The organism is Microcystis sp. LE19-10.1B, from assembly GCF_027530565.1.
GTDB lineage: Bacteria > Cyanobacteriota > Cyanobacteriia > Cyanobacteriales > Microcystaceae > Microcystis > Microcystis aeruginosa.
On the sequence record NZ_JAPZQM010000419.1, the window covers coordinates 1 to 5,060 of the forward strand.

Sequence of the window (5,060 nt, forward strand, 5' to 3'; positions counted from 1 at the left end):
GGCGGGGGCCCCCCGGGGGGGGGGGAAATTCGGAATTATCAATTATCAGGGGGGGCCAGGGGGCCGGGGGGGAGGGGGGAAAAAAAAGCGGCCTCCTGACTCCTGACTCCTGACTCCTGACTCCCGACTCCTGACTCCCGACTCCCGACGGTTCAAGTCTAATTAACTGGATAAAGTGCGACGTTTCATGACCATTTCGTAGGCTTCGATAATGTCGCCTTCTTTCCAGTCATTGAATTTAGAAACACCGACACCGCACTCGAAACCGGTAGCTACTTCCCGGGCATCTTCCTTCATCCGTTTGAGGGAATCGAGAACTCCCTGATAAACAATTTCCTTGCCGCGACGCACGCGCAGGAAGCGGTTCCGCACCAGTTTACCAGATTGGACATAACAGCCCGCCACAGCCCCACGACCGACGGTGAAGACGGCGCGCACTTCGGCGAAACCGAGGTGTTCTTCCACTTCTTCGGGGTCGAGAAGACCTTCCATCGCCCCTTGAATATCATCGAGAAGCTTGTAGATGATATTGTAATCGCGGATATCGACCCCTTCCCGATCGGCGGATGCGCGCGCACCACTGGCAAGGGTGGTATTAAAGCCCACCACCACCGCACCACTAGCGGCGGCCAGATCCACATCGGTTTCGGTGATTTCCCCCGGAGAGGCGAGGAGAACGCGAATCTGCACTTCGTTTTGGGGTAACTGTTTGAGCGCACCGAGGATGGCCTCGACGGAACCTTGCACATCTGCCTTGAGGATGAGATTAAGTTCCTTGAGTTGTCCTTCTTGAGCTTGGATAGAGAGGGTGCTAAGGCTAACGCGACGAGAAGAGAGGGCCTGTTGTAAACGGGTGTTGCGTCGTTCGATCGCCCGTTGATCAGCGATTGATCGGGCCTCTTTTTCACTTTCATAGACATCGAATTCATCGCCAGCGGCCGGCACATCACTGAGACCGAGGATTTCCACGGCGAAGGAGGGGGTGGCCGCTTCGACTTTTTGACCGCGATCATCGATCATGGCCCGAATTTTGCCGAAAACGGAACCGGCGACGATGCTATCACCGACCCGGAGAGTGCCATTCTGGACGAGCAGGGTAGCCACGGGGCCTTTGGTGCGATCGAGGTTAGCTTCGATGACGGTTCCCTTCGCCAAGCGGTCGGGGTTAGCGACCAATTCCTCCACTTCTGCCACCAAGAGGATCATTTCCAGCAGATTATCGAGATTTTCACCCCGCAGGGCGCTAACGGGAACCATGATCGTCTCACCGCCCCAATCTTCGGCCACCAGTCCCTGTTCGGTCAATTCCTGTTTAATCCGGTCGGGGTTAGCTGAAGGTTTATCGACTTTGTTAATCGCCACCACGATGGGGACTTCGGCAGCCCTGGCGTGACTGATTGCCTCTTTCGTTTGGGGTTGTACGCCGTCATCGGCGGCTACCACCAGCACGGCTATATCGGTGACTCTCGCCCCGCGGGCGCGCATAGCGGTAAAAGCTTCGTGGCCGGGGGTATCCAAAAAGACAATCTGTTCCGGTTTGCCGTTATGTTCCACATCGACGTGGTAAGCACCGATGTGCTGGGTGATGCCGCCTGCTTCCCCCTGGGCGACTTTGGTTTTGCGGATCGAGTCGAGGAGGGTGGTTTTACCGTGGTCAACGTGACCCATAATGGTGACGACGGGGGGACGACGCTGGAGACTTTCCCAGTCGGAGACATCGATCATTTCCGTGGTTTTGATCGCCGCCGACTGGGTGCTGGGGGTTTCCACGGCGATCTCGAAGTCCCTGGCGATCATTTCGATCGTGTCCACGTCGAGAGTTTGGGTGATATTAACCGCCATCCCTTTAAAAAATAGGGTTCTGATGATCTCAGTTTCGGGGACTTTCATCAATTCCGAGAGGTCGCGCACGGTGAGACTGCCGGTGACAACGATGCTTTCCGGGCGTTTTTCCTCTTGGGGTTCTTGGCGCTCGCTTTTCGGGCTGCCGGTGTGGGCGGTTGGTTTACTGGGCCGCTTAACTTTGACTGCTGTTGGGGTGCCGGGGGGGGCAGCTTTAGCGGTGGGCGGTTTGGGGGGACGAGCGGTGGAGAGGGTAAAACTGGGGGTATTAATTAACCCGGACAGTTCCGATTCTAGATCATCGTCATCTTCAAAGAGCGCTTGGGTGCGGCGTTTGTTTTTGCCGGCAGTTTTGGCGGTTTTGGCCGCTTTTTTTTCTTCCTCTTCTTCTTCTTCCCAGGTAGATTTTTTGGCCATGCGAGGGGGCATGGTGGGTCGTTTGAGTTTTTTGGGCCCGTCTGCTCCGAGCAATCCGGTATCTGTATCGATTTCTGTGCCATCAACACCAGATTTCTTGGTGGTATCGGTTTCCTCCTCGCTGGTAGCCGAGATTTTAGCGGGTAACCCGGGGCGAACCGGGCGCTTCAACTCCACTGTCTCCCGCACTTCTCTAGCTGGTTCCGCCAGTTTCGGGCTTTTTCCGTCGGGTTTGCGGTTGAGGGTCGGTTTTTCTGGTTTAGCCAAGCCTACCCTACGCTCAGGACTAGGGGCGTTTTCGCTCTCGCCGCGCTCGCGTTTTTCTCCCCGGGGCCTGTCGTTACTGCCAGGAGCATTTTTAGATCGGGGTTCTGGCCGTCCCGAGGCAGTTTCAGGGCGTGGTTTCGGGGTGAGGGAAGGTCGATTAGGTGGGGCGATTAAGGTGGGGGCTGCTTCTGGCACTAGCGGGGTTTCGGTCGGGGTTTCTTTAACACTGGGGCTATGAGATAGCATCTCTGCTGCAGTGGGGGGAGTTTTTTCGGCCGCCTCGTCGCGCCCTGGGGGAGCAACGAGGGGTTTAACCGGGGGACGGGGGGGACTGATTAAAGTCGGTTTGGCCGAGGAACCGGCTTGACCGGGATAGCTTTCCCCTTCTTCGCCGGTTTCGGGGCGGTTGTGTTTATGCAGGGCTAAAATCTTTTGTTTTTTTTCTTCGGCAGGACTAGCCGATTCTCGCTGACCCGTGCTATTTTTACTGGTACTCGAGGCCAATCCCTTCGCAGCGATTGCTTTGATGCGTTGGGCATCCTCTTCGCTGATCGTGCTACTGTGGCTCTTGTACTCGATGTTCAACTGGTCACAGATGTCCAAAATGTCTTTGTTGTCTAGATTCAATTCTTTTGATAAATCGTAAATTCTGACTTTCGTGTTACTCATCCATTATCCCCCGGCTAAAGTGTTAGTGATCCTATAAGTTGGCTGATTTTTTGATCCTCTCAGGACTGCCCCCTTTCCATGCTAACGATTTTGTGGCTATGATCGTCAATTTTAATCCTGATTTGAACGACCTTGCTTGGCAGTCCCGAGGCGCTCTTGCAAGGATTCATAGAGCGTTTCGGGAATATTGGCTTTTAGGGCCCGTCCGAGACGATTTTTTTGCCGGGCTAATTGCAGGCAATTAGGTTGCGGACAGATATAGGCAGCCCTTCCCATTCCTTGATCTAATTGTATCTGTCCGGACGGGTGTAGTCGGACAATTCGCCAAAAGGATTCTTTCGGGGCGAAGAGACGGCAGCTAATACAGCGTCGATAATTGACGAAGGGGTTCATTCTTGGTCTAAATCCTGCGCTTCTGGGTCGTTTTCATCGGTTTTTACCTCTTGTTCGCCTTTATAGAGGACTATATCCTTAATATCGATTTTCCAGCCCGTCAGACGGGCGGCTAGACGCACGTTCTGCCCTTCTTTGCCAATCGCTAAACTTAATTGATCCTGTGCCACCAGTACCAATGCTTGTCTTTCTTCGGCATTAGTGAACAAAACTTGGTCGATACGGGCGGGACTAAGGGCATTGGCGATGTAGGTGGCGGGATCTGGAGACCAGCGAATCACGTCGATTTTTTCCCCCCGCAATTCGTTAACCACGGCTTGAATCCTGGAACCTCTAGCCCCAATACAAGCCCCAACCGGATCCACGTCTCTCTCTAAGGTATCGACGGCGATTTTTGTCCGCGAACCAACGTGACGGGAGGGGGGATTGGCTTCCCGGGCGACGGCGACAATACGCACGATTTCCTCCTCGATTTCGGGAACTTCGTTGGCGAACAAATATACTACCAAACCCGCCGCCGCTCTGGAAACGATTAATTGCGGGCCGCGGTGAGAACCTTCCAGGACTTTTTTGAGCAGAACTTTAAAGGTGGCGTTAGCGCGATAGTTATCGTTGGGTAGCTGTTCCCGTTTGGGTAGTTCTGCTTCCACTTCCGGTTGACCGTAGGTGCTTTGTACCATGACAATAGCGGCCTGTCTTTCAAAACGGACGACCCGGGCCTGTAAAACCGTTCCTTCCAGATCTTGGAACTCCTCTTGAATCATTTTGCGTTGGTTATCCCGCAGTTTTTGCAGTAAAACCTGTTTAGTTTGAATTGCCGCCATGCGACCAAATTCTCTTTGGTCGGGGGTGACATCAAGAACTACTTCATCCCCTAATTGGGCCTCATCGGCCACTTCTTGCACTTCTTTGAGACCGATGTGATGGTCGGGATTAGTCACTTCTTCGACAATAGTTTTAGTCGAAAGGATGCGAAACCCTTCTTCTTCTACGTCTAATTCCACATCAAAGTTATTGAAATAATCTTCATGAAATTGAGCGGCTTTTTCTAAACTTTGGGCGCGTCGATAACGTTCATACCCCTTGAGAAGTGCTTCACGCAAGGCTTCCTGTACGGCATTTTTGGGCAGATTATGTCGTTGGCTAATTTCTTCGAGCATTATTTTTAAACCAGGCAAATTAACAGTAGCCATAATTATTTTTTCTCCTTACTTTTGAGTGATTAGTTTTTTAGCCATTAGCCTTGTATCAGTTATCAGTTATCAGTTATCAGATGTAAGTTATCAGTTATCAGATGTAAGTTTTAAGTTAATCAGTTAGTTATTTATTTAGGTTCTTCGTTACTTGGTATGGTTCGATAGGGGGGCATAAATCGACTAAATCCTTATCTGGTAAGAGACTTAATTGATTAGTTCGCTCTAGATAAAAAACAATTGACAAAAATCGCTAAATGCCTTTCTATATAAGGGTTA

Annotated in this window: 3 protein-coding genes; all 3 read right to left on the minus strand. The window is 52.0% G+C overall.

The window, feature by feature from the left end; genetic code table 11:
* Positions 1-162: 162 nt before the first annotated feature.
* Complete coding sequence (infB, locus tag O9332_RS15220) at positions 163-3,195, minus strand: translation initiation factor IF-2 (RefSeq protein WP_012264842.1); 3,033 nt, start codon at positions 3,193-3,195, stop codon at positions 163-165.
* A gap of 111 nt (positions 3,196-3,306) precedes the next feature.
* Complete coding sequence (locus O9332_RS15225; RefSeq protein WP_002768359.1) at positions 3,307-3,588, minus strand: YlxR family protein; 282 nt, start codon at positions 3,586-3,588, stop codon at positions 3,307-3,309.
* Positions 3,585-4,781: a transcription termination factor NusA gene (gene nusA, locus O9332_RS15230; RefSeq protein WP_002768358.1), complete on the minus strand. Its 1,197-nt coding sequence runs from the start codon at positions 4,779-4,781 to the stop codon at positions 3,585-3,587. Before nusA ends, O9332_RS15225 begins: the two co-directional genes overlap by 4 nt.
* Positions 4,782-5,060 lie beyond the last annotated feature (279 nt).

Coding starts and splice junctions, on each gene's coding strand:
- infB (WP_012264842.1), bottom strand. CDS start 3,195: ATGAGTAACACGAAAGTCAGAATTTACGATTTATCAAAAGAATTGAAT.
- O9332_RS15225 (WP_002768359.1), bottom strand. CDS start 3,588: ATGAACCCCTTCGTCAATTATCGACGCTGTATTAGCTGCCGTCTCTTC.
- nusA (WP_002768358.1), bottom strand. CDS start 4,781: ATGGCTACTGTTAATTTGCCTGGTTTAAAAATAATGCTCGAAGAAATT.